Origin of the sequence: Thalassotalea sp. ND16A (assembly GCF_000764205.1) — a bacterium.
Classification (GTDB): Bacteria; Pseudomonadota; Gammaproteobacteria; order Enterobacterales; family Alteromonadaceae; genus Thalassotalea_A.
The window spans coordinates 1-767 of record NZ_JQDZ01000056.1 but is presented as its reverse complement, the minus strand read 5'-3'; the positions used below and the strand labels follow the sequence as shown (position 1 = coordinate 767).

Below are 767 nucleotides of genomic sequence, written 5' to 3'. Positions count from 1 at the left end.
TCGTGCCACTTGGCCAATCCCCAATTCCACGAAAAACGGGCAACACCACACGCTCTCGCCAAATGGCTAGCGTGTTTATTATTCGCCAGTAATTGAGTTTTAAAGGCTATCTTCATGCTTGATAGTGTACTGTTGTTTTATACAGTGATCAAGCGGCTTTTTTCAATGTCTTATTTTGATGCGAACGCTTGCCGTACATTCGGGCTGAAAATACCGTCATTAAAGTGATCACATCTTTGCAAAGTTCTTGCTCAAAAGTGACAACCTCCTCCTCTTTGTGGATGACAACATTAGCGCCAGACCATTTACACAATTGAAACACTAACTCGTGGCCAAACCGTATCAGACGGTCTTTGTGAGATAAATGAAGTTCGCTTACTTTTTTGTTCAACAACATGTTTATGAGTTTTCGCAAGCGAGGTTTCTTGCAGTTTAAACCCGAACCCAAATCTTCCAGAACAACATCACAATATTGGCTGAGGTATTTAGCTTGGGTGACTAAATCTTTTTTCTGATCATGGGAGCTAACTCGAGCATAACCAACTTTGATTTTCTCGGATTCGTTGAGTTTATAACGACGGTGATTGCCTAACGTTCGGCTATGTGAATTCAGTTTGCTATTGCGATCCCAGCGCCTCATAGTTTCGACTGAAACACCATAATGCTTTGCGGCCTCGCCTATACTCACTAAATCGAAGACTAAAGTTTTCATAATCACCACCTCATGATCAGGTTTAGGCAATTATTCGCTAACTAGCAAGAACCCC

General features: G+C 41.9%; 2 protein-coding genes. Both read right to left on the bottom strand.

The window, feature by feature from the left end:
- Positions 1-116 (bottom strand): helix-turn-helix domain-containing protein (locus ND16A_RS22000; protein ID WP_152593820.1); only part of this gene is annotated, 116 nt, incomplete at its 3' end.
- Between the two features lie 32 nt (positions 117-148).
- A complete protein-coding gene (locus ND16A_RS09295; RefSeq protein ID WP_033077619.1) occupies positions 149-712 on the bottom strand; it encodes an IS607 family transposase in 564 nt (187 codons plus the stop codon).
- Between the last annotated feature and the right edge of the window lie 55 nt (positions 713-767).